Annotated in this window: 18 protein-coding genes; 5 read left to right on the forward strand and 13 right to left on the reverse strand. The window is 69.5% G+C overall.

Going from position 1 to position 18,449, the window contains the following annotated elements; all coding sequences use genetic code 11:
• Window positions 1-34: 34 nt before the first annotated feature.
• Window positions 35-898, reverse strand: coding sequence for a murein L,D-transpeptidase catalytic domain family protein (locus ACFFGH_RS00815; protein WP_386664016.1), 864 nt, complete (start codon window positions 896-898; stop codon window positions 35-37).
• 143 nt (window positions 899-1,041) lie between these two features.
• A complete protein-coding gene (locus ACFFGH_RS00820) occupies window positions 1,042-1,653 on the reverse strand; it encodes a DUF938 domain-containing protein (protein ID WP_386667269.1) in 612 nt (203 codons plus the stop codon).
• A 151-nt stretch (window positions 1,654-1,804) separates the two neighbouring features.
• Here ACFFGH_RS00820 and ACFFGH_RS00825 point away from each other — a divergent pair, with 151 nt between their 5' ends.
• Window positions 1,805-2,344, forward strand: a complete 540-nt coding sequence (locus ACFFGH_RS00825) for a hypothetical protein (RefSeq protein WP_386664018.1) — start codon at window positions 1,805-1,807, stop codon at window positions 2,342-2,344.
• A gap of 103 nt (window positions 2,345-2,447) precedes the next feature.
• Here ACFFGH_RS00825 and ACFFGH_RS00830 read toward each other — a convergent pair whose 3' ends face one another.
• On the reverse strand, window positions 2,448-4,133 hold the full coding sequence (locus ACFFGH_RS00830; RefSeq protein ID WP_386664020.1) for an NAD(P)/FAD-dependent oxidoreductase: 1,686 nt from the start codon (window positions 4,131-4,133) through the stop codon (window positions 2,448-2,450).
• 211 nt (window positions 4,134-4,344) lie between these two features.
• On the opposite strand from ACFFGH_RS00830, the gene ACFFGH_RS00835 reads away from it, so the two are divergent.
• The 3 genes from ACFFGH_RS00835 to ACFFGH_RS00845 all read left to right on the forward strand — a co-directional run bounded on the left by ACFFGH_RS00835 (window position 4,345) and on the right by ACFFGH_RS00845 (window position 8,405).
• Window positions 4,345-6,843, forward strand: coding sequence for a DEAD/DEAH box helicase (locus tag ACFFGH_RS00835; RefSeq protein ID WP_386664021.1), 2,499 nt, complete (start codon window positions 4,345-4,347; stop codon window positions 6,841-6,843).
• The gene (locus ACFFGH_RS00840; RefSeq protein WP_386664023.1) at window positions 6,840-7,979 is read left to right on the forward strand and encodes a ribonuclease H-like domain-containing protein; all 1,140 of its coding nucleotides are present in this window, start codon (window positions 6,840-6,842) and stop codon (window positions 7,977-7,979) included. The genes ACFFGH_RS00835 and ACFFGH_RS00840 overlap by 4 nt, the downstream gene beginning before the upstream one ends.
• 75 nt (window positions 7,980-8,054) lie before the next feature.
• Window positions 8,055-8,405 carry an I78 family peptidase inhibitor gene (locus ACFFGH_RS00845; protein ID WP_386664025.1) on the forward strand — a complete coding sequence of 117 codons (351 nt, stop codon included), beginning with the start codon at window positions 8,055-8,057 and terminating at the stop codon, window positions 8,403-8,405.
• 5 nt (window positions 8,406-8,410) lie between these two features.
• Here the strand turns inward: ACFFGH_RS00845 and ACFFGH_RS00850 are convergent, their stop codons facing one another.
• From ACFFGH_RS00850 to egtB, 8 genes are all read right to left on the reverse strand, one after another.
• Window positions 8,411-9,205, reverse strand: a complete 795-nt coding sequence (locus ACFFGH_RS00850; protein WP_386664026.1) for an ion transporter — start codon at window positions 9,203-9,205, stop codon at window positions 8,411-8,413.
• Window positions 9,206-9,242: 37 nt separating this feature from the next.
• Entirely contained in the window at window positions 9,243-9,476 is a 234-nt protein-coding gene (locus ACFFGH_RS00855) for a metallothionein (protein WP_386664028.1), read from the reverse strand.
• A 78-nt stretch (window positions 9,477-9,554) separates the two neighbouring features.
• Window positions 9,555-10,742 carry a DNA topoisomerase IB gene (locus tag ACFFGH_RS00860; protein WP_386664030.1) on the reverse strand — a complete coding sequence of 396 codons (1,188 nt, stop codon included), beginning with the start codon at window positions 10,740-10,742 and terminating at the stop codon, window positions 9,555-9,557.
• A 154-nt stretch (window positions 10,743-10,896) separates the two neighbouring features.
• A complete protein-coding gene (locus ACFFGH_RS00865; RefSeq protein WP_386664032.1) occupies window positions 10,897-12,162 on the reverse strand; it encodes a TCR/Tet family MFS transporter in 1,266 nt (421 codons plus the stop codon).
• A 97-nt stretch (window positions 12,163-12,259) separates the two neighbouring features.
• Window positions 12,260-12,565 (reverse strand): hypothetical protein, encoded by a 306-nt coding sequence (locus ACFFGH_RS00870; RefSeq protein ID WP_386664033.1) that lies wholly within the window; start codon window positions 12,563-12,565, stop codon window positions 12,260-12,262.
• Between the two features lie 15 nt (window positions 12,566-12,580).
• Window positions 12,581-13,549 (reverse strand): NAD(P)/FAD-dependent oxidoreductase, encoded by a 969-nt coding sequence (locus tag ACFFGH_RS00875; protein WP_386664035.1) that lies wholly within the window; start codon window positions 13,547-13,549, stop codon window positions 12,581-12,583.
• Window positions 13,550-13,558: 9 nt separating this feature from the next.
• Complete coding sequence (gene egtD, locus ACFFGH_RS00880; protein WP_386664036.1) at window positions 13,559-14,539, reverse strand: L-histidine N(alpha)-methyltransferase; 981 nt, start codon at window positions 14,537-14,539, stop codon at window positions 13,559-13,561.
• A complete protein-coding gene (egtB, locus tag ACFFGH_RS00885) occupies window positions 14,536-15,825 on the reverse strand; it encodes an ergothioneine biosynthesis protein EgtB (protein ID WP_386664037.1) in 1,290 nt (429 codons plus the stop codon). The genes egtD and egtB overlap by 4 nt, the downstream gene beginning before the upstream one ends.
• Before the next feature lie 89 nt (window positions 15,826-15,914).
• Between egtB and ACFFGH_RS00890 the strand changes: the two genes are divergently transcribed.
• Window positions 15,915-17,057, forward strand: a complete 1,143-nt coding sequence (locus tag ACFFGH_RS00890) for an aminotransferase class V-fold PLP-dependent enzyme (protein WP_386664039.1) — start codon at window positions 15,915-15,917, stop codon at window positions 17,055-17,057.
• A 94-nt stretch (window positions 17,058-17,151) separates the two neighbouring features.
• On the opposite strand, the gene folE is transcribed toward ACFFGH_RS00890, so the two are convergent.
• Together folE and ACFFGH_RS00900 are read right to left on the reverse strand one after the other, a co-directional pair.
• Entirely contained in the window at window positions 17,152-17,739 is a 588-nt protein-coding gene (folE, locus tag ACFFGH_RS00895) for a GTP cyclohydrolase I FolE (protein ID WP_386664040.1), read from the reverse strand.
• A gap of 189 nt (window positions 17,740-17,928) precedes the next feature.
• Window positions 17,929-18,390 (reverse strand): hypothetical protein, encoded by a 462-nt coding sequence (locus tag ACFFGH_RS00900; protein ID WP_386664041.1) that lies wholly within the window; start codon window positions 18,388-18,390, stop codon window positions 17,929-17,931.
• Between the last annotated feature and the right edge of the window lie 59 nt (window positions 18,391-18,449).

Here is an 18,449-nt window from a genome sequence, read left to right on the forward strand (position 1 = left end):
TCCCCCGCAGCCGACGAGCAGTGTCAGCCGCGATTCACTGTGCCGCGGCAGCGGTCGATGCCGAGCCGCCACCGCCGGGAATCGCCTGCCGCGCCGACGCATAGATCTCGCGCCCGTTGCGCCCGCTGCAGCGGAAATGGCGCGAGCCCGACAGCCACGCATCATCGGGGTAGTACGCGAACAGCATCTGCCCGTGCTTGAGCGTGTCGATCATCTGCCGCGCCACTTCAGGGCGTACGGCCGGGCAGCCATAGCTGCGGCCGAGCCGGCCCTGCCGCTGGGCCTGGGCCGGGTCGACGTATGGCGCGCCGTGCATGACGATCAGGCGGTCGCGCGCGGCGTCGTTCACGCCTGCATCGAGGCCGTCCATGCGCAGCGAATAGCCGTTGCCGCCGACATAGGTTTCGGCGGTCGTGAACAGGCCGAGGCTGGTCTGGTGGCTACCGTCCCGATTGGAAAACGCGCGCGCGTGGTTCTCACCGCTGCCGCGTCCGTGTGCGACATGCTCGCGATGCAGCAGGCGTGCGCGTTCGACGTCGAACACCCACAAGCGCGGCTGCGTGGACGGGCGCGAGTAGTCGATGACCGCGAGCTTGTCGCCCGGCTTGGTGCCGCTGCGCGACGCGCATTCGCGTGCTTGGAGCGCGAGCGCTAGCACGCCGGGGTCGAGGTCGGGGGCGATCGCCTGCAGACGGGTCAGTCGCGTATCGATGGCGGGCTGCGGCCGTGGCGCGGGCGTTACCGTTTCGGTCGGAGACGCAACTATCGCGTTGGTCGGAGGCACCACTATCGGCGCGGCCGGCTCGGGCGCGTGGACGGTGTGGGACTGCGGCGCGCGATGCGATGAGCAGGCAACCGCCGCGGCAAGCGCGGCCGTGATCAGGGCAGGTCGAAGCATCGGCGCAGGATACGGATCGCGCCGCCCCTGCGGCTGAACGATCGATCGCGGCGACGGCAGTCTGTGCCGATATCCACACAATCATGTACGGCAGTTTTGCTGATCGGCGCCGTCATCGCGCTTCGAGCCTCAACCGTGCGAAATCATCCGCGCGTCCACACCAGGCAGCGATTGTTCGCCGGCATTTCGATATCGGCGTGGAGCTGCAGACCGATCGCGCGCGCCTGTGCATCGACCGCTTCGAAATCGCGCACGCCCGCGCGCGGATCACGCTCGCGCAACCAGACATCGAACTGCGCATTGCTCTCGCTTGTGAAGCGGCCGCCGTAGTTGAACGGGCCGTAGGCGATCACCGTCGCATCGGCCGCCAGCACCGCATCGAGTCCCTCAAACAGCGCCACCACATCGGGCCAGCCCATGATGTGCAGCGTGTTCGCAGTGAACGCCGCATCGAACAGCGCCTCGCCGCGTTCGCCCGCGGGCCACGGGCCGGTGGCGACGTCGAGCGTGATTGGCGCGGGTGTGTTCGGCAGCGCGGCCTCGTCGAGCCATGCGCGGATGCCCGGCAACTGTTCGTCGCGATCGCTGCACTGCCAGCTCAGCCACGGCATGGCCGCAGCGAAGTGCACCGCGTGCTGGCCGGTGCCGCTGCCGATCTCCAGCACCGCATGACGCGCGCGCAGTTGCTCGCGCAGCACTGCGAGGATCGGATCGCGGTTGCGTTCGCAGGATGGAGCGTTCGGTTTGGTGGCCATGGCGTTCGCTGCGGACGGGCCTGCCGTTCTACGCGCGCAGGCGGCAGGCCGCAATCACGAGCCGCGCCCTCTTCACGCCTGATGTCCGCACGCTTTGGTGAACTGGCCCAGCCGCGCCGGCGATGGGGCCGGAGCTGGAACCGGAGGCACGATGACACTGCAGCTGGAAACGCAATGGCCGGGCTGGTCGTCGGAACGGACGCTGGTGCTTCCGATCCCACCCGAGGTCTGGAAGCCGCCGCTGGCGCCGCTGGAACTCGACGGACTCGAGTTCGAGCCCAAGGACGAGCTGCACGTGACGCTGGTAGGCCCCGCGCTGGGTCGGCAGATCCACGAAACGCTCGGCGAGCGCTTCCGCACCTGCGCGGTGCGCGCAGCGTTCGATGCGCTGGACTGGCGTTTCACCCGCACCGGTGAACTGCTGCGGTTGCAGAAGACGGTGCGGTTGAAGTCCGGCGATCAGTACGTCGCGAATTCGATCATTGAATTGGTGCAGATGCCGGCGATGGCCAAGTTCCACCATGCGCTCGGCGATCTGCTGGGCCGCAAGCTCACGGTTCCGCCGCCGCACGTGACGCTGTACACGCACGGCCGCGACCGCGGCATCGGCGTGCCGAGCACCGCGAAGATGCGTGCCTGGACCCGGCGGCGCGTGTCGCCGGACGAGATCGTCGAACCGATGATGTCCTGAGCGTTTCTTCGGCCGGGCACATTCGTGGGCCCGGCCGCGCCGCTTTGCAAAACCCGATGAATCCGTAGCGGCCGGCGCGTCGCGTACGCCGCTTTCAGGCCGCCTACCGCATGCCGCGCCCGACGATGTCCAGCGCGAGCGCCTCCGCGGTGCGGATGCCATCGACACCGGCCGACAGGATGCCGCCCGCGTAGCCGGCACCTTCGCCGGCCGGAAACAACCCACGCGTGTTGAGGCTGTGCCCGTCCTCACCGCGCGTGATGCGCACCGGCGACGACGTGCGCGTCTCCACGCCGGTCAACACCGCATCGTGCATCGCGAAACCGCGGATCTGTTTTTCGAACGCGGGCAGCGCCTCGCGGATCGCCGCGATCGCATAGTCCGGCAGCGACGGCGCAAGATCGCCCAGGCGCACGCCAGGCTTGTATGACGGCAGCACCGCGCCGAACGCGCTCGAGGCGCGGCCCTTGATGAAGTCGCCGACCAGCTGACCCGGCGCTTCGTATTCGCCGCCGCCGAGCTCGAACGCACGCGCCTCCCAGTGCCGCTGCAGCGCGATGCCCGCGAGCGGGCCTTCGCCGTATGGCGCGAAGTCTTCGGGCGAGATGCCGCACACGATCGCCGCATTCGCATTGCGCTCGTTGCGCGAGTACTGGCTCATGCCGTTGGTGACCACGCGCCCGGGTTCGCTCGCCGCAGCGACGACGGTGCCGCCCGGGCACATGCAGAAGCTATAGACCGAGCGGCCGTTGCGGCAGTGGTGCACGAGCTTGTAATCGGCCGCGCCAAGCAGCGGATGGCCGGCCTGCGGGCCGAAGCGCGCGGCGTCGATCAACGACTGCGGGTGCTCGATGCGAAAGCCGATCGAGAAAGGTTTTGCTTCGACGAACACGCCGCGCTTGTGCACCATCGCGAACGTATCGCGTGCGCTGTGGCCGAGCGCGAGGACGACGTGGTCGGCGCGCAGCTGCTCGCCGCTGTCGAGCGTCACGCCGCGCACGTGGCGCACGCCTGCGCTGTCGGTCTCGATCAGCAGGTCATCGACGCGATGGCTGAAACGGATCTCGCCGCCGAGCGATTCGATCGTGGCGCGCATTTCTTCGACCATCGAGACCAGCCGGAACGTGCCGATGTGCGGCTTGCTCACATAGCTGATTTCCTCGGGCGCGCCGGCCTTGACGAATTCGTCGATGACCTTGCGCCCGTAATGCTTCGGATCGCTGATCTGGCTCCAGAGCTTGCCGTCGGAGAACGTGCCCGCGCCGCCTTCGCCGAACTGCACGTTCGATTCCGGGTTCAGCACCTTCTTGCGCCACAGGCCCCAGGTGTCCTTGGTGCGCTCACGCACGGCCTTGCCGCGCTCGAGGATGATCGGCTTGAAACCCATCTGCGCGAGCACGAGGCCGGCGAACAGCCCGCAGGGGCCCATGCCGATGACGAGCGGGCGCAGCGGCAGGTTTTGCGGCGCGCGCGCGACGAACTTGTACGAGGTGTCGGGCCTGGGCCCGACCTTCGCAAGCGAACCCCGGCCGCTGTCCCCGTCGCGCGCGAACTCGGTCGATTCCGGGTCGAGCTGCAGGCGCGCGAGGATGTCGGCCTCGCGCGGGGTTTCGACGTCGACCGAGTAGATCAGCACGATCGCGCCGCGGCGGCGCGCGTCGTAGCTGCGGCGCGCGACCGTGTAGCCGGTCAGTTCGTCGGCCGCGATGCCCAGCCGGGCGCAGATCGCCTCGGCGAGCGCCGCCTCGGGATGGTCCAGTGGCAGCTTGATGTCGGTGAGTCGAAGCATGGATCGCATCCGGTCGGGCCGGCATTTTAGCGCCCGTCGGTGGATGGCCTGATCCGGGGCGCGGCCTTGTCGCGGCGCCCGGGCCCGGCGGGCGTCGCTCACGCGCGCAGGGCCCAGCGCGAACCGGCCCCGGGAGTCGGCGCTCCGGGCCGCCTGTCTCACCGGATGAGAATCGGTTCGGGTGCACTGCGCGCTTTCACGGGAGACGCGGATGGCACCGGGACAGGCACTGGCGCAGCAGATCGAGTCCGACGAGCGCGCGCTCGCACTGCTGCCCGGCGCACGCGGCCGCGGTGACGGCGCGGCGCTGAGCCAGGCGCTCGCGCGGCGCTACAAGGACCGTGTTACCGGCAGTTTCACGATTCCCGGCAACGAAGGCCGCTACGCGCCGATCCCCGCCGACGTGCCCGAAGCGCTGGCCGCGGCGCTGCGCGCCCGCGGCATCGAGCAGCTGTACGCACACCAGGCGCAGGCCTGGCACGCGGCGCAGCGCGGCGAGCACGTTGCGGTGATCACCCCGACCGCCTCGGGCAAGTCGCTGTGCTACACGCTGCCGGTGGTCAGCGCGGCAATGACCCAGCGCGCGAAAGCGCTGTACCTGTTTCCGACCAAGGCGCTGGCGCAGGACCAAGTGGCCGAGCTGCTCGAGCTCAACCGCGCGGGCGAGCTGGGGTTGAAGGCATTCACGTTCGACGGCGATACGCCGGGCGATGCGCGGCAGGCGATCCGCCTGCACGGCGACATCGTGGTGTCCAACCCCGACATGCTGCACCAGGCGATGCTGCCGCATCACACGAAGTGGGCGCAGTTTTTCGAGAACCTGAAATTCGTGGTGATCGACGAGATCCACACCTATCGCGGCGTGTTCGGCAGCCATGTCACGAACGTGCTGCGAAGGCTCAAGCGCATCTGCGCGTTCTACGGCGCGAACCCGCAGTTCATCCTGTGCTCGGCGACGATCGGCAACCCGCAGTCACATGCGCAGGCGCTGATCGAAGCGCCGGTGCATGCGATCACCGAATCGGGCGCGCCCACCGGCGATCGACACGTGCTGCTGTGGAACCCGCCGGTGATCAACCCCGACCTCGGCCTGCGCGCATCGGCGCGTTCGCAGAGCAACCGCATCGCGCGGCTGGCGATCAAGTCCGGGCTGAAAACGCTGGTGTTCGCGCAGACGCGGCTGATGGTCGAGGTGCTGACGAAGTACCTCAAGGACGTGTTCGACCACGACCCGCGTAAACCGGCCCGCATCCGCGCCTACCGCGGCGGCTATCTGCCGACCGAACGCCGCGAGGTCGAGCGCTCGATGCGCGCGGGCAACATCGACGGCATCGTCAGCACGTCCGCGCTGGAACTCGGCGTCGACATCGGCAGCCTCGACGTGGTGATCCTCAACGGCTACCCCGGCAGCATCGCGGGCACCTGGCAGCGCTTCGGGCGTGCCGGGCGCCGGCAGCAGCCGAGCCTGGGCGTGCTGGTCGCGAACTCGCAGCCGCTGGACCAGTACGTGGTGCGTCATCCGGACTTCTTCGCCGATGCGCCGCCCGAACATGCGCGCACCGCGCCGGACCAGCCGCTGATCCTGTTCGACCACATCCGTTGCGCCGCGTTCGAGCTGCCGTTCGTCGAAGGCGACATGTTCGGCCCGGTCGAGCCGGACGTGTACCTCGAAGCGCTCGCCGAGACCGAGGTCGTGCACCGCGAGGGCGCGCGCTGGGAGTGGATCGCCGATTCGTACCCGGCCAACGCGGTCAGCCTGCGCTCGGTCGCCGACGGCAACTTCGTGGTCGTCGACCGCAGCGGGGGCCGGCAGTCGATCATCGCTGAGGTCGATTACTCGGCCGCGGCGCTGACGTTGTACGAAGGCGCGATCCACATGATCCAGTCCACTCCGTACCAGGTCGAGAAGCTCGACTGGGAAGGCCGCAAGGCGTACGTGACGCGCACGCACGTGGACTATTACACCGACTCGATCGACTACACCAAGCTCAAGGTGCTCGAGCGCTTCGACAGCATGGATGCCGGCCATGGCGATGCGCAGCATGGCGAGGTGCATGTCGTGCGCCGCGTCGCCGGCTACAAGAAGATCCGCTACTACACGCACGAGAACATCGGCTACGGGCCGGTCAATCTGCCCGACCAGGAGCTGCATACCACCGCAGCGTGGTGGCAGCTGCCGCAGGCGGTGCTGCTGGCGTGGTTCGCGTCGAAGCAGGACGCGCTCGATGGTTTCCTCGGCGCGGGGTACGCGCTGCACATCGTGGCGACGGTCGCAGTGATGGCCGACGCGCGCGACCTGTGCAAGGCGGTCGGCAACGGCGACGGCGCGTGGTTCGCGACCAGCGACGGCGCAGGGCGCGGCCAGCTGCGCGGCGTGGAAGGCAATGCGATCGCGGTGAGCGAAGTGCAGCAGTTCGTGCCGACGGTGTACCTCTACGACAACTTCCCTGGTGGCGTGGGCCTGAGCGAGCCGCTGTGGACGCGGCAGGCCGAACTTGTGCAGCGCGCGACCGAACTGGTCGACCGCTGTGACTGCCGCGCCGGCTGCCCGGCCTGCGTCGGGCCGGTGCTCGCCAGCGACGAGCAGCGCGACGGCCTGACCCCGAAAGCGCTCGCGCGCCGCGTGCTGCGCCTGCTGGCAGTGCGCGAGCGGCGCGAGCCGGAAGAGGCCGTGCTCGACTTCGACGACGGCCCGGTGGGCGATCCATGAGCGTCACGCTGGAAAAGCTCCGCGCGCTGAAGCGGCAGGCCGGTGCGACGGTCGCCACGCCGGCCGCGCACGGGGTGAAGCCGTCGGCGCCGGCGGGCGGCGCGGCGGCGGGCGCCGACGGGCAGGCCGTGACGCCTTGCAGCTCCGGTAACGCCGCGCCGGCGCCACTGGCCGCGGGTGGCCGGGTGCACGCGTCGCCGCATGCTGCGTCTGCCGAGGCAGCGCCGTCGCTGCTCCCGCATAGCGACAGCGTGACCGGGCCATCAACGAACGCCACAGCGGCTGCGCCTGGACCGCAAACGGCCCCGCATGCGGATCGCGCGACCGGCGAGCCGCGGGCTGCAGCCAGTGCACCTCGAATCCCCGCAGGCCCGGCTGCCGTCAACCCCGCGCTGAATTCGCTGCGCCGCCTGCTCGGCGTGCGCGAGCGCAGGCCGTCGGCGCCGATCGTACGCGGCCCGCTCGACCGCGACCTTCCCGGCGACGAGATCGCGCCGGGCCTGCGCCTGATCGAGACGCGGCTGGCATTCGCCTCGCCGTCGGCCGCACTGCCGCTCGCGTTCGCGCGCCGCGACGATGCGGTCGATCCGGCTTCGCTGATGTTCTTCGACACCGAGACGACCGGCCTCGCTGGCGGCACCGGCACACGCGCGTTCATGATCGGCGCGGCCGACTGGCATGCGGGCGGCTTCCGCATCCGCCAGCTGATGATCACCACGATGGCCGCTGAGGACGCGATGCTGCGCGAGTTCGCATCGTGGCTCGCGCCGGGCACCGTGCTGGCGAGCTACAACGGCCGCAGCTACGACGCGCCGCTGCTGAAGACGCGCTACCGGCTGGCACGGCTGTCGGACCCGCTGCACGGGCTGGACCACCTGGACCTGCTGCACCCCACGCGCCGGCGCTACCGCGGGCGCTGGGAGAACTGCCGGCTCGCGACGATCGAGCGCGAACTGCTGAGGATCGTGCGCGAGGACGACCTGCCCGGTTCGCAGGCGCCGATGGCGTGGCTGACCTACCTGCGCGGCGGCGCATCGACGCTGCTGCGGCGTGTTGCGGCGCACAACCACCAGGACGTGGTGACGCTCGCAAGGCTGCTGCTGCAGCTCATCGAGGCGCAGGCGGCCGACCGGTAACCGGCGTGCGCGACGTTTACGTCGTACACACATCCGCCGCCGCAGTCTCAGGCTCCACCGTGAGGAAGCCCCGCCATGATCGAACGCCGTCGCGCCGAACGCCGTCCGTCCCGCCTTGAACGGCAGGGCCTGGCCGTGCCGCTGCTCGTGTTGATTCTGTCGGTGGGCGCCTGTGCCACGATGGGCCCGCCGCCGGCCCCGGCGGCGCCGACCGCGGGAGCGAACATGTGCAATGCAGAGGCGGTGCGCTGGGCGATCGGGCGTGAGCCGACGCAGGACGTCGTCGAACGCGCCCGCATCGAATCGGGTAGCAGCGCGGTGCGCGTGATCCGTCCGGGTGATGTGGTCACGATGGACCACCGTACCGACCGGCTGAACCTCGACGTCAACGCCAGCAACGCGATCACCGGCGCGCGCTGCGGCTGACGCCGCTAGCGGGGCGGCTCGCGCGAGGCGGCGAGCTCCTCGCGCAGTGCGGCCAGCTGGGCTTCGAGCCGCGCCAGTGCGGCCTCATCGGTCGGTGGCGGCGGCGCTGGAGCGTCACGGCCGACAAAGAAGCTCGCCAGCATCGCGGTGACGTAGCCGAACACCGTGAACGCGTACAGCGACAGCAGCACGCACAGCACGCGTCCGGCCGTGGTCTGGGGCCATTGCTCCGACCCCATCGTGGTCATGATCATCGCCGTCCACCACAGCGCGTCACCGAAGCTGTTGATGCCCGATGCGGCCGAGTCGCGTTCGAACGCGAACATGCCGGCGGCGCCGATGAACGTCACCACGACCGTCAGCGCGATCACGTAACCGGCGCCGCGCCGACGCATCGCACGGCCGAGTGCGCGCATGCCGCGGTTGAACGTGCCGACCACCCGCACCAGCCGCACGCTGCGCAGCCAGCCGGCCGCGCGCATGAACCGCGCGACGCGCAACACGCGGAACACCCGCAGCGCCGGCAGAACCAGCGCGACGGCCGACAGCCAGTTGCGCTTGAGGTAGTTGGACTTGTCCGGCGCCAGCGTGAACTCGACCAGGAAGTGGGCGATGAACACGATCCAGATCGCGTTGACCGCCCACTGCAGGCTCGCGTTGAGCCCGCGCACTTCGTCGATCACGAACAGTGCGATCCACGCGAACGACAGCAGCAGCATCGGCAGTTCGAGCCAACGCTCCATGCGCCGCAGCCAGGTGGCGCGCCGGGGAGCGCTCGGCGAAGCGGACGTGCCCTTCATCGACTGATCGCGGAACTGCTCAGGTCGCGCTGCCTGTTCAGATGCGGTCGTCGATGCCGCGCACGCCCGATTCGCGTGCGCAGTGCGCGCAGCAGTACATCACCGCATCGTGTTCGGCGCCGTGGCCGATGATGCGCACGCCACAGCGCGCACAGGCCGGCGCGAGGGCATGGATCGCGCATTCGAACGAGTCGAACGTGCCGCTGCGGTCCGGCATCGTCACGGTGAAGGCCTTGTCGTAGTCGTTGCCGCAGGTGTCGCAGCGCGCCATGGGCGTCCTCCGGGTCGGGATCGTGCAGTGTCGGCCGCGGCACCGCGCGTCACGGTGAAGGCGGTGCGCCCGGCGTGGTCAACGGCGGCTGCGGGTACGCGCTCGTTTGGCGCGTGCGGCGCGGCGACGCGCGCTGCGCAGGAACTGCAAAGTCACGCGCTCCCACTGCCGCACACCGCGGGCGTGTTCGCCGATGCGCTGCAGTGCGCCGCTGCGCCAGCCTTCGAACACCGCCGGATCGATGTACGACTTGCGGCACACCGCCGGCGTGTTTCCGAGCGCGCGCGCGACGCATTCGACAACCTCCTTCTGGGCGGCGACCAGTGCGCGTTCGCTGCAGGTGCCGTCATCACCGACCGGCAGCGGCGTGCGCGAAAAAAACCGCACCGCGGTCAACGTGCCGCCCCAGGTGCGGAAGTCCTTGGCGGTGAACGCCTCGCCCATCGCATCGCGCAGGTAGTCGTTGACCTCGTCCGATCCGACCGGCTGCAGCTGGCCGTCATCGTCGCGGTACTGGAACAAGGCCTGCCCCGGCAGTTGCTGGCAGCGCTGCACGAGCCGGGCCAGGCGCGCATCGTCGAGCACGATCTCGTGCTCGAGCCCGGCCTTGCCGCGGAAACGGAACCGCGCACGGCCGCCCTTGAGGAACGCCACGTGGCGGTTGCGCAGTGTGGTGAGTCCGAACGACTTGTTCGTCCGCGCGTACTCGTCGTTGCCGACACGCACGAGCGTCTCGGCCATCACCGCGATCACGATCGCCAGCACCTTTTCGCGCGGAAAACCGCTGCGGGCCAGATCGCTCCGCAGCCGCCGGCGCAGCTTGGGCAGCGCTTCGCCGAACTCGACGATGCGGTCGAACTTGCCCTCGCCGCGCACCTGCTGCCAGCGCGCGTGGTAGCGGTACTGCTTGCGTCCGCGCGCATCGCGGCCGGTGGCCTGCAGGTGGCCGTTCTCACGCGGACAGATCCACACGTCCGTGTAGGCGGGCGGGACCGCAAGCGCGCCGATGCGCTGGAGCGCCACTGCGTCGGTGATTCGCTCACCACCGGGGCCGAAATACGCGAACGCTTCGCCGATGCGCTGCCGCGTGATGCCGGGCGAGCGGTCGCAGACGTGCACCAGGCCGGCATCGCGTGCGCTGCGGGCGTTCGCCGGATCGGCAGCCGGCAGCGGCGGCGCGAGTGGCACGCGCTTGCGCCGTGCACGCACGATGCGCGCATCGCGTCCATGCGGCTGGCTGGCCGTCTCGAGCGTCAGCGCGGGCATGCGCAGCAGCGCCCGCTCACGCGGGTTCGCGACGGGTGGCAGATGGGACGCCGGGTCGACACGGTGACAGTGGTCCAGACGGTGCGTCGGCCTTCGACCCTAGGCGCCGCCGTGTGACCCGGGTATCAAGCCCGGCCGCTTTCCGTATCCCTGTTCAGGCGGCGTCAGGCTGCGGCTGCAGCACCGGCGCGCGCTGTGGTGCATGCCGACGCGCGACCAGCCATGCGGCCAGCAGGCAGGCACCCGCCAGCGCGAACGGTGCGCCCGGTGCGTGCACCGGCGCCGACGGCGCGATGAACCACGCGAACACGCTGGTGAACACGGTCGGCCCGGCGATACCGGCCAGGCTCACCAGGCTCGACAGCGCGCCCTGGATGCGCCCCTGCTCGGCCGGGTCGATCTGGCGCGTAATCAGCGCCTGCGTGGTCGGCGTGGCCATGCCCCACAACGCAGTGACCGGAATCGCGGCGATGAACCAGGCCCCGGTGGGCGCGATCGCATAGGCGATCGAGCCGAGCGCGCCGGCGCCAAGGCCGACCAGCAGCGTGCGCCGCTCGCCGAACCTGCCCACCGCGCGCTTCACCAGCACCGCCTGCACGAGCACGCTCATCACGCCGACGACCGCGAGCACGCTGCCGACCGATTGCGGGCCCCAGCCGTAGCGGTAGTCGGCAAACAGCACGAACACGCTCGGATAGACGTAATGCGCGAAGTTGATCAGCAGCACCACGCCCGCGAGCCCGAGCACCTGCGGATAGCGCCGCAGCAGCGCCAGCGCGCCGAGCGGATTGGCCTCGCGCCAGACCAGTCGCGTGGTGCGGCGCTCGGGCGGCAGCGATTCGGGCAGCACGAACAGCCCATACGCGAAGTTGACCAGCGCGAGGATCGCCGCGGCCCAGAACGGCCAGCGCAGGTCGATCGCGCCCAGCCAACCGCCGAGCGCCGGGCCGATGATGAAGCCAAGCCCGAACGCCGCCCCGATCAGGCCGAAGCTCTGCGCGCGCTTGTCGGGGCTGGTGACGTCGGCGATGTAGGCGTTCGCAGTCGTGAAACTCGCCGAGGTCACCGCCGAGATCACCCGGCCGACCAGCAGCCACGGCAGCGAGTTCGCGAGCGCCATGAACACGAAATCCAGGCCCAGCCCAAGGCAGGACAGCAGGATCACCGGCCGGCGGCCGTAGCGGTCCGACAGTGCGCCCTGCACCGGCGCGCTGACGAACTGCACCGCGGCGAAGACGGTGCCGAACACGCCGACCCAGCGTGCGGCATGCGCGGTGTCGCCACCGACGAAGCCTTCGATCAGGTGCGGCAGCACCGGGATGACCACCCCGAACGCGAGCACGTCGATCAGCACGGTGATGAAAATGAACGCGAGCGCGGCCGGGCGCGCGGCGCGCAGGGCGGAATCTGGAGCGGTCACGGGACTCGCCGGTCGGCGTGCGGGGCGGCAGTCTAGCGCGCGCTCATTGCGCCGGCAGGCCCCGACCGGGCCTGCGCGTTGTTACGCCACAGCGTGCCTACTGCCGTTTGCGGCGTTCGCGCAGCAGCCGCTTTTCGGCGTCCTCGGGCGAGATGCTCACCGCCCAGTAGAACCCGGCCTGCGGCAGCAGCGCGTTCGTGCCTTCGCCTTCCTCGACCTGCAACAGAACGTTCTCGATCGAATCGGACGGTGCGTCGGGGTTGATGCTCGGGGCGCGGCGGCCCACGAAGCGCAGGTCTTCGGAGGCGAACAGGTCGACAGCCTCGGCGAAGCTCAACGGCATGCCCTGGCCAGCCTCGGCGTACGAGGTGCGCCCATCGCGGATCAGCCACATCGTCGGCATGAGCATTCCTTCAGGTCAGGGTGCCGGGCTCGGCAGGTCGGGCGCGGAAGCCGGCTGGCTGGCGCGGTTCTCACGGAAATTGCGCGGCAGGCGGTTGTGCACGGTGGTTGCGGCGATCGCCGCATGGCCAACCGCGACCGCGATCTGGTTCAGTGCGCTGACCACGTCGCCGATCGCATACAGCCCTTCGACCGACGTCTGCTGGTGATCGTCGACGATCAGCTCGCCGTTGTCGTCGCAGCGCGCGCCGAGCGCGTGCGCCAGGCCGGCCTGCGCCTCGCCGCCGAGCACCGGGTACAGCGTGCTGAAGCGCTGCGGCTCGGCATCGTCGAACTCGACCACCGCGCACTCGCCATCGAATGCCATCGCGTCGGCCGGCGGATGCACGGTGATGCCCGCATCGCGCACCTGGCGCTCACGCTCGCTCTCGAGGCGCTCGTCCTCGAGCGGCACGACGCTGACGTCCGGCGAGAACGTGCGCAGGAACAGCGCGTGCCCGACCGCCTCGTTGACCGGGCCGTAGACCGCGATGCGCGCGTCGCTGGCCTCGTAGCCGTCGCAGACCGCGCACAGGCGCACGACGCCGGCATCGATCGCCGCGGGCAGGCCCTGCAGCGCCGGCATCCGGTCGACGATGCCGGTCGCGAGGATCACGAAGCGCGCACGCCAGTGGCGGCCGTCGCCGGCGATCACCTCGAACGAGCCATCCTTGTCCCGCTTGAGCTGCTCGACGCAACCATCAACGATTTCGGTGCCGTAGCCGGTCGCCTGCTCGCGCATGCGCTGCAGCAGCGTGGTGCCGTGCACGCCCATCGGGAAGCCGGGGCAGTTGTGGCTCGTGGGAATCCAGCGCGCGCGGCTTGCGCCGGCATCGACGACCAGCACGCGGCGGTGGAAACGCATCAGATAGGTCGCTGCGGTCAGCCCGCCCGGGCCGGCGCCGACGATGAGGCAATCGAGCATCTCGGCGGTATTCGTATCCATCGTCATGCCTTATGCCTGCAGCAGTCGCAGGCCGAACCAGTCACGCGCATCGTTCCATCCGTCGACCACGCGCAGCCCGGCCTGTGCCGCAAGCTCCGCAAAGCGCTCATCGGTGTACTTGCAGCTGTATTCGACGCGGATCGCCTCGCCCGCCTCGAACGTGAACTCGCGCCCGGCCACGTGCACGGTCTGGCCGTACTGGCTCACGAGGTCGGTCTCGATCCGTCCGCGCTCGCGCGCGTACACCGCGCGGTGGCGGAAGCCGTCGAGCTGGAAGTCGCTGCCGATCTCGCGGTTGAGCCGCGCGAGCAGGTTCAGCGTGAACTCGGCGGTGACACCGGCCGCATCGTTGTAGGCCGCTTCGATCAGGCTCGGGTCCTTGTCGAGATCGATACCGATCAGCGCCTGTCCGCGCGGGCCCATCGTCTCGCGCATCGCCGCAAGCAGCTCGACCGCCACGTCGTCGGTGAAGTTGCCGAGCGTGGAGCCCGGGAAGAACACCAGCGTGCTACGCGCATCGTGCATCGGTTCGGGCAGCGGCACCGGACGCGTGAAGTCGGCGCAGACCGGCAGCATCTCGATGCGCGGAAACTCCTCGGCCAGCCGCGCGGTGCTTTCGATCACCGTCGTGCGCGAGATCTCGATCGGCGTGTAGGCGATCGGGTGCTGCAGGGCATCGAGCAGCAGCCGCGTCTTGCGCCCGCTGCCGGTGCCGTATTCGACGACGTGGACCTCCGGCCCGATCGCCGAGGCGATGTCGCCGAGGCGGTCTTCGAGCAGCTCGAGTTCAACGCGGGTGACGTAGTACTCGGGCTGGCGGGTGATGCGCTCGAACAGCTGCGAGCCACGCGCGTCGTAGAAGTATTTCGACGATAGGCGCTTGGGCGTTGCCGACAACCCGGCGATCGTGTCGCCGAGGATGTCGCTGGGGGTCGGGCGTAGATCGGTCAGCCGCCAGGTCGGCAGCACGGGTGCGGTCATCGCATTCATGCAAGGTCCTTTGCCAGTCGCAGGCCGGAGAACTGCCAGCGGTCAGGCGGAAAAAAGAAGGTGCGGTAGCTCGCGCGCAGATGGTCGCGTGCGCTGGCGCAACTGCCGCCGCGCAACACCCATTGCCCGCACATGAACTTGCCGTTGTATTCGCCCAGCGAGCCCGGCCACGGCTTGAAGCCGGGATACGCGGTGTACGCGCTCGAGGTCCATTCCCAGACATCGCCGTAGAGCTGCTGCAGGCCGTCGCCCGCACCAGTCGCGCCCTGCGGATGCAGTGCATCGCGCTCGACGAAATTGTCAGCCGGCGACGGGACGCGCGAACCGGCCGCGCGCTCCCATTCGAACTCGGTCGGCAGCCGTGCGCCGGCCCAGCGTGCGAACGCATCGGCTTCGTAATAGCTCAGGTGGCTGACCGGCGCATGCGGGTCAAGCTCGCGCATACCGCCCAGCGTGAATTCGCGCTCGAGGTCCTCGTCCCAGTACAGCGGCCGCGTCCAGCGCTCGTCCTGGATGCGTGCCCACGCGGCGCTGAGCCACAGCGACACGGTCGTGTAGCCGCCCTCGTCGATGAACTGCCGGTACTCGGCGTTCGTGACCGGCCGATTCGCGAGCGCGAACGGCAGCGACAGCATGCGGTGGCGTGGTGACTCGTTGTCGTACGCGAACTGCGCACCGCCGGGCCAGTGCGGCGCGCCGATCTCGACGACCGCCTCGTCATAGCGCTGCCAGTCGAGCGGCGTTGCACGTGCACGCATGTGCACCAGATCGTCGCGGTAGGCCGGGCGCAGCGGGTTGTGTGCGAACGCGTGCTTGATGTCGGTCAGCAGCAACTCCTGGTGCTGCTGCTCGTGGTGCAGGCCGATCTCGATCGTGTGCAGCGTCAGCTCGTCGAACCCGCCACGCTCGAACGCACGCTGCATGCGCGCATCGATCTCGTCGCGGAACGCGCGCACTTCATCGAGCGTTGGACGCGTCAACAGGCCGCGATGCGGGCGCGCGTGAATCGGCCCGACGCTCTGGTAGTAGCTGTTGAACAGGAGCCCCCAGCGCTCGTCGACGACGCGATAGCCCGGTTGCGTCGCGAGCACGAATTGCTCGAAGAACCACGTGGTATGTGCGAGGTGCCATTTGCTCGGGCTGGCATCGGGCATGCTCTGCACCGTCGCGTCCTCGGCCGACAGCGGCGCAGCCAATGCCGTGCTGCGCGATCGCACGTGCCGGTAGCGTTCTGCAAGCACGGCGGCGGTCGACGCAGAGGCGGCGGTGGCATCGAGCAACGACATGGTGCCGAGCTTATGCATGCGCCGCGATGGCCCAGTGACGAAACAGCGATGCACGCTGCCGCATAGTGCGCAGTCTCGCTGGAGCTTCGATGCACGCTTCCGACCTGCACAACGCGAAGGCCGCATTCCTGCTGCCGCCCGAGCTGCTCTACCTCGACACCGCTGCGCATGGGCCGAGGCTGCGTGCAGTGCAATCGGCGGCGCAGGCTGCGCTTGATGCCGGCGCTACGCCGTGGACCACGTGTTGGGATGAATGGGAAGCGCAGGTTGAACGCGTACGAGCGCTCGCGTCACAACTGTTCGATGCGAACGGCGATGCGGTCGCGCTGGTTCCATCGGCCGCGTACGGGTTGTCGATCGCTGCGCGCAACCTGCCACTTACACGCGACGAAGCCGTGCTCGTGCTCGCCGATGCATTCCCGTCCAACCTGTTGCCGTGGCAGCAGCGCTGCCGCGAGGTCGGCGCGCGCATGCATGGCGTCACGCGCGGCGATGACGCGACCGCAGCGGTGCTCGCCGCGCTCGATGGCGATGCGGCGGTGCGCATCGTGTCGCTGCCGCAAGTGCACTGGCACGACGGTTCAAGGCTGGACCTCGACGCGATCAGCGCGGCCGTGCACGCACGCGGCGCGGCGCTCGTGCTCGACCTCAGCCAGAGCTTGGGCGCGATGCCTGCACAGATCGCGCGCTGGCGTCCGGCGTTCGCCGTATCGGTCGGCTACAAGTGGCTGCTCGGCCCGCATGGGCTGTGCTACTTCTGGGCGGATTCGCACTGGCGCGCACACGGGGTGCCGATCGAACAGCACTGGGCGGCGTACGAGGCGCGTGCGGACTGGTCATTCCGTGCTGATGGAGCCAACGACTACCGTCCGGGTGCGCGCCGCTTCGATGCCGGCGAGATCACCGACGTGCAGCGGCTGGCAATGGCCGAGGCAGGCCTGACACAGGTACTCGAGTGGGGCGTCGATGCGATCGCGCATCGGCTCGGCGGCTGGACGGCCGCGCTACGCGAAGCGCTGGCCGATGATGGCTTCGATGCGCCCGCCCAACCCGGCCCGCATATCACCGGTCTGCGTCCGCGGAGCGTCGAGCCTTCGGTGTGCATGCAGGCGCTGCGTGCGGCCGGCATCGTCTGCACCGCTCGTCACGGGGTGCTGCGCATTGCGCCGCACCTGCATGTAGACGCTGACGATATCGACCGCGTCGCACGCGTGCTGCGCGCGGCGGGCTAGGACCCGTCACCCGGCACGAGCCGCGTCCGGTCCGGCCTTACGTGGCGCGGCCCGCTCTTACTCGGGGCGGCGCCAGTGCTGCACCGCATTGCTCTCAGCGGCGATTGCCCTGGATGAACTGCAGGAACTCCGCCCGCGTGCGCGCGTCTTCGCGGAATGCGCCGAGCATCGTCGACGTCGTCATGCTCACGCCGCGCTTGTGCACGCCGCGCGTGGTCATGCACTCGTGCGATGCCTCGACCACGACCGCGACGCCGCGCGGCTGCAACACGTCCTGAATCGTCTCGGCGATCTGCGCGGTGAGCTTTTCCTGCACCTGGAAGCGGCGCGCATACGCATCGACCACGCGCGCGAGCTTGCTGATGCCGACCACCTTGCCGTCGGGCAGGTAACCGACATGTGCCTTGCCGATGATCGGCGCCATGTGGTGCTCGCAATGGCTTTCGAACTCGATGTCCCGCAGCACGACCATTTCGTCGTAACCGGCCACCTCTTCGAACGTGCGCGCCATGTACTCGCGCGGGTCGAGGCTGTAGCCGCCGAACCAGTCCGAATAGGCCTTGACCACGCGCTTGGGCGTATCGAGCAGGCCTTCGCGGTCCGGGTCCTCGCCGGCCCAGCGCAGCAGCGTGCGCACCGCGGCTTCGGCTTCCTCGCGCGAGGGCTTGTCGTTGACGGCCATCGTCGACGGTCCTGTGTAATCAAACGGACGCGCATGCTACCGCGCATGGCACGGAACTGGCATGCAGCCGCATGAACGGGCCGTTCGAGCCATACAGCGCACGGCCAGCCGGCGTGCACGTCGATGTGCGGCGGACGGCCGGCGCCGGCATCCATCGCCCGGCGCGGCCGTCGCGGTCCAGCAGCAGGCTCAGCGTCCGTCGCGGTCGGCGTCGCCCGGCAGCGCGCGTTCGATGTGGTGCCAGCCGTCGCGCACCGCGCTGCGTGCCTCGGTCCACTCCAGGCGCGAGTCGCCCCGGGTGTCGGACCACTCCCGCTCGAGATCGGGTTCGACCTCGTCGAATTCCCGGCCGCGGTACTGGCCGAACGTGCTGTAACCGTAGGTGTAGGCCGGGCCGTAATCGTCCCAGTCGCGTTCGCTGTTGTAGTACGGCGCGTTGCGGTACTCGCGCTGGAAGTGCTCGGTGTAATCGGTCGGGTTGACGGCCTCGGCGATCGAGTCGCCGGCCTTCGCGCCGACCACGCCGCCGGCGACCGCACCGATCACGCTGCCGATCGGGCCGGCCGCGGCGCCGAGCGCGGCGCCGGTGATCGCGCCGGCAACCGCACCGGTGCCGGCGCCGATGCTGTGATCTTTCTTGACGTTGCTCATGGGGTACTGCTCCGTTGCGGTGGGTCGCCGCGCCCTCGGCAGCGGTCGAGCCGAACGTA

This window comes from Lysobacter korlensis (assembly GCF_042434515.1).

Bases quoted from the DNA above. Each gene is read 5' to 3' on its own strand.
- ACFFGH_RS00850 (WP_386664026.1), bottom strand. From the start codon at position 9,205: ATGAAGGGCACGTCCGCTTCGCCGAGCGCTCCCCGGCGCGCCACCTGG.
- ACFFGH_RS00840 (WP_386664023.1), top strand. From the start codon at position 6,840: ATGAGCGTCACGCTGGAAAAGCTCCGCGCGCTGAAGCGGCAGGCCGGT.
- ACFFGH_RS00820 (WP_386667269.1), bottom strand. From the start codon at position 1,653: ATGGCCACCAAACCGAACGCTCCATCCTGCGAACGCAACCGCGATCCG.
- ACFFGH_RS00890 (WP_386664039.1), top strand. From the start codon at position 15,915: ATGCACGCTTCCGACCTGCACAACGCGAAGGCCGCATTCCTGCTGCCG.
- egtB (WP_386664037.1), bottom strand. From the start codon at position 15,825: ATGTCGTTGCTCGATGCCACCGCCGCCTCTGCGTCGACCGCCGCCGTG.
- ACFFGH_RS00875 (WP_386664035.1), bottom strand. From the start codon at position 13,549: ATGGATACGAATACCGCCGAGATGCTCGATTGCCTCATCGTCGGCGCC.
- ACFFGH_RS00855 (WP_386664028.1), bottom strand. From the start codon at position 9,476: ATGGCGCGCTGCGACACCTGCGGCAACGACTACGACAAGGCCTTCACC.
- ACFFGH_RS00870 (WP_386664033.1), bottom strand. From the start codon at position 12,565: ATGCCGACGATGTGGCTGATCCGCGATGGGCGCACCTCGTACGCCGAG.
- ACFFGH_RS00815 (WP_386664016.1), bottom strand. From the start codon at position 898: ATGCTTCGACCTGCCCTGATCACGGCCGCGCTTGCCGCGGCGGTTGCC.
- ACFFGH_RS00845 (WP_386664025.1), top strand. From the start codon at position 8,055: ATGATCGAACGCCGTCGCGCCGAACGCCGTCCGTCCCGCCTTGAACGG.
- ACFFGH_RS00825 (WP_386664018.1), top strand. From the start codon at position 1,805: ATGACACTGCAGCTGGAAACGCAATGGCCGGGCTGGTCGTCGGAACGG.
- ACFFGH_RS00830 (WP_386664020.1), bottom strand. From the start codon at position 4,133: ATGCTTCGACTCACCGACATCAAGCTGCCACTGGACCATCCCGAGGCG.
- ACFFGH_RS00860 (WP_386664030.1), bottom strand. From the start codon at position 10,742: ATGCCCGCGCTGACGCTCGAGACGGCCAGCCAGCCGCATGGACGCGAT.
- folE (WP_386664040.1), bottom strand. From the start codon at position 17,739: ATGGCCGTCAACGACAAGCCCTCGCGCGAGGAAGCCGAAGCCGCGGTG.
- egtD (WP_386664036.1), bottom strand. From the start codon at position 14,539: ATGAATGCGATGACCGCACCCGTGCTGCCGACCTGGCGGCTGACCGAT.
- ACFFGH_RS00835 (WP_386664021.1), top strand. From the start codon at position 4,345: ATGGCACCGGGACAGGCACTGGCGCAGCAGATCGAGTCCGACGAGCGC.
- ACFFGH_RS00900 (WP_386664041.1), bottom strand. From the start codon at position 18,390: ATGAGCAACGTCAAGAAAGATCACAGCATCGGCGCCGGCACCGGTGCG.